We start from the raw sequence: 3,727 nt of genomic DNA on the forward strand, positions 1-3,727 counted from the left end.
AACGGAAAAATTCATTTGTCTCTTTGTGTTTTTCACAAAAGGGCCAAAGGCCCATCAACACTTAATATTCTAGAGCCAGATATTTGAAAAGGCTGAATCTTGAAAAAGGTTCAGTCTTTTCTTTACGTTTCTGTTAAAGTGTTTGATTGCTACTTTTTTATTTTCTTTCATTCAGCTATACTAGTGTGTAATGATGAAATATAGGAAAGAGGCACTAATAATTATATGAGCGAAATGAAAAGAAGTGACCTACTAAAGAAGAAGCGTAAAAAAAGATATATCTTTTACGGAGCAATGGGAGTATTTTTAGTTTTGTATACATTGTTTTGGAAGACCTTCATGGATGTGAATAATACTGCAAATAATATTTTTAATAGTATCAATACTGAAAATAAACGAGAATCCCAAGTAGTCATTGAAGCGACACAGCCTATTTCCTTTGCATTTCTAGGCGTTGATAATGGAACAATTGATCGTCAAGACCAACCGGGTCGATCAGATGCCATTCTGATTGGTACGGTAAATCCCAAAACAAGAACAACTACGTTAGTCAGTATTCCAAGGGATACATATGCTTTAATGGATGGTTACGAAACCTATGACGGCTCTCTTTTCTATGATAAATTGACACATGCTTATGCTTTTGGAGAAGCTGAAATGGCAATTAATTCGATTCAAGAGCTAGTGAATGTTCCCATTGATTATTATGTAGAAGTGAACATGACTGGATTGATTAATATTGTAGATGCCTTAGGTGGGATTGAAGTTACAAGCCCTCTAACTTTTGATTATCAAGGGAATTATTTTACACAAGGCGAGACACGAATCCTTGATGGAAAAGAAGCGCTAGCTTTTTCTCGTATGCGTAAGACTGATCCTGATGGAGATTTTGGAAGACAAAAGAGAGAGAAAATTGTAATTAAAGCGATATTAGATAAAGCTCTGAGCTTAGGGACGATTCGTAATTATCAAGATATTTTAGAGACGCTGGAAGACAATGTTCGAACGAATTTAACTTTCAAGGATATGACAGATATGTATTCCGCTTACGGTAAATCATTAGAGAACTTTAAGCAAGATAGTTTGACAGGAGAAGAACTCTGGCTTGATGAAATCTATTATTTTTATGTACATCCTGAAGAACGATTGGAATTATCCAATAAATTACGTAAAGAATTGGAACTAGACCCTATTGAAATGGAAGATTTACACTTATCCGACACAGATTACTATAATTTAGAATATGCTGTTTATGAAGATGATTATGTCGAAGAAGAATACGTAGACGATAGCTACTAAGAGAGGGGTATATAATGTCAGAGAGAAGATCACGCTCACGTAAGAAGAAAAGAAGAGGGTTAAAGATTTTTCTTTTTCTAGTCCTTGTTTTATTTGTAGGGGCTGGAGCATATGTACTAAATGTGGTTCGCCATGTTGATAAAGCAACCGATGAAGTATATGAATCCGTTGAAGGTGTTGATCCGATTCGTGGCAGCGCAGTGACCTTAGACAACGAAGAACCAATTTCAATTTTGTTGTTAGGTGTTGATACTGGAGACTTAGGGCGTGTGGAACAAGGCCGTTCAGACTCGATGATGGTGGCTACGATTAACCCGAATACAGGGAAGGCAGTTTTAATAAGTATTCCTCGTGATACGTACACCGAAATAGTGGGATACGGAACGATGGACAAAATTAATCATGCGTATGCCTTTGGCGGCACCGCTATGGCAATTAATAGTGTTCAAAACCTTTTGAATATTCCAATTGACTATTATGTAACAGTGAATATGGCAGGAATTAAAGAAATTGTAGATTCAGTTGGTGGAATTGATATTGTTAGTCCTTTAACTTTTAACCAAGAAGGTTATCAATTCAATCAAGGTGAAACTGTGCATCTAGATGGTGATCGTGCATTAGCTTTCGCTCGTATGAGATACGAAGATCCTGCTGGAGATACGGGCCGTCAAGCGCGTCAAAGACTCGTAATTGAAGGTGTGATTAACAAAGTCATCAGTCCTTCTACCTTGTTAAACTACACAGAAATTTTGGGTTCACTGTCAAATAACGTACAAACGAATTTCCAAACTTCTGATTACCTGCAATTACAAAGCAACAAATATCTAAGTGCAGCAAGAAATTTAGTTTCTGAACAAATTGGAGGTTCTGGAGGCACGCTTGAAGATGGGATCTACTATCACTTTATTCCAGAAGAAGAATTAATGCGTGTCCAATCTTTATTACGTTCAGAACTTGAATTAGACTAGGGGGAAATGGCATGGCAGTATTAGTAACAGGTGGAGCTGGTTATATCGGCAGTCATACAGTGGTGGAACTTCTAAGAGAAAATAATGAAGTAGTCATTGTAGATAACTTTTCAAATAGTAAGCCTGAAGTATTGAATCGTCTACACAAAATTACGGGGAAAGAAGTTCCCTTTTACGAAGCAGACTTGCTTGATAAGGCAGCTTTAACTGAAATTTTTTCGAAAGAATCAATTGATTCTGTCATTCATTTTGCCGGATACAAAGCAGTAGGCGAATCGGTAGAAAAGCCGGTTGAATACTACCATAACAATATTACGGGCACATTGATTCTTCTAGAAGTAATGAAAGAACATGGCGTGAAAAATATTGTGTTCAGTTCCTCAGCAACGGTTTATGGAATGAATAATCCTTCACCGCTAACGGAAGACATGCCGACGAGCGCAACTAATCCATATGGATACACGAAAGTGATGATTGAGCAAATCTTGCGCGATGTACACGTTTCAGACAACGAATGGAATATTGCCTTGCTTCGTTACTTTAATCCGATTGGCGCACATAAATCAGGCTTGATTGGGGAAGATCCAACTGGGATTCCAAACAACTTGATGCCATACATTACACAAGTAGCGGTTAGAAAGCGTGACGAACTAAGTGTCTTCGGCAATGATTATGATACACCAGATGGTACTGGAGTGAGAGATTATATCCATGTCGTTGATTTAGCAAAAGGCCATTTGAAGGCTCTGAAGAGTTTTGCCGAGTACAAGGGTGTAGGAACGTATAACCTTGGAACGGGGATTGGCTACAGTGTATTGGACTTAGTAAATAACTTCCAACAAGCAAACGATGTGAAAATTCCATATCGAATCGTTGAACGTAGACCAGGAGATGTCGCAACATGCTATGCAGATGCGACGCTAGCGAAAGAAATCCTTGGTTGGACAGCAGAAAAAAATCTAGAAGATATGTGCCGAGATTCTTGGAATTGGCAAAAAAACAATCCAAACGGATATAGCGAATAGAAAAATGCCAAGGCAGCCTGCCTTGGCATTTTTTGTTTGCTTGAAGCTACCGTTACAAGATTAATAATCTTGTAACGGTAGTGGTCTAATTATTTGTGCAAGCGTCATGAGAAGTACAATCTCGTGACGGAAGCAGGAAAAGATAGATCCCTTCCGTTACAAGAATCGTCATCTCGTAACGGAAGCTTTACTTTATCGATAGTAAGAAGCACAACTTTTCTGGATACGCTCATATTTTTTCTTCAGGGTTGTTCGAATGATGCGCTTAGATACTTGTTTTCCACAAAAATCGTATAACATGGAAACAGTAAGCAGTTTATTTGGAAAAAGAATAGAAAAATCCTCAACAGCTTCTTGATGATTACGGCATCGAAAATGTACCATCTCTGCAATAATTTTTACCAGGCTCGGCAAAGAAATGTACCAGTAAGTGCA

Annotated in this window: 3 protein-coding genes and 1 pseudogene; 3 read left to right on the top strand and 1 reads right to left on the bottom strand. The window is 37.9% G+C overall.

Going from position 1 to position 3,727, the window contains the following annotated elements; translation table 11 throughout:
* The first annotated feature begins 339 nt into the window (after positions 1-339).
* The 3 genes from PVE40_RS12405 to galE are packed head-to-tail and all read left to right on the top strand — an operon-like array spanning position 340 to position 3,292.
* Positions 340-1,299, top strand: a complete 960-nt coding sequence (locus tag PVE40_RS12405; RefSeq protein WP_274732245.1) for an LCP family glycopolymer transferase — start codon at positions 340-342, stop codon at positions 1,297-1,299.
* 14 nt (positions 1,300-1,313) lie between these two features.
* Positions 1,314-2,267: an LCP family glycopolymer transferase gene (locus tag PVE40_RS12410; RefSeq protein WP_274732246.1), complete on the top strand. Its 954-nt coding sequence runs from the start codon at positions 1,314-1,316 to the stop codon at positions 2,265-2,267.
* Positions 2,268-2,278: 11 nt separating this feature from the next.
* On the top strand, positions 2,279-3,292 hold the full coding sequence (gene galE, locus PVE40_RS12415) for a UDP-glucose 4-epimerase GalE (protein WP_274732247.1): 1,014 nt from the start codon (positions 2,279-2,281) through the stop codon (positions 3,290-3,292).
* A gap of 192 nt (positions 3,293-3,484) precedes the next feature.
* Here the strand turns inward: galE and PVE40_RS12420 are convergent.
* Positions 3,485-3,727: pseudogene (locus tag PVE40_RS12420) on the bottom strand (hypothetical protein); the annotation flags it as partial.

This window comes from Jeotgalibaca caeni, from assembly GCF_028863945.1.
In the GTDB taxonomy this organism is placed as follows: domain Bacteria; phylum Bacillota; class Bacilli; order Lactobacillales; family Aerococcaceae; genus Jeotgalibaca; species Jeotgalibaca caeni.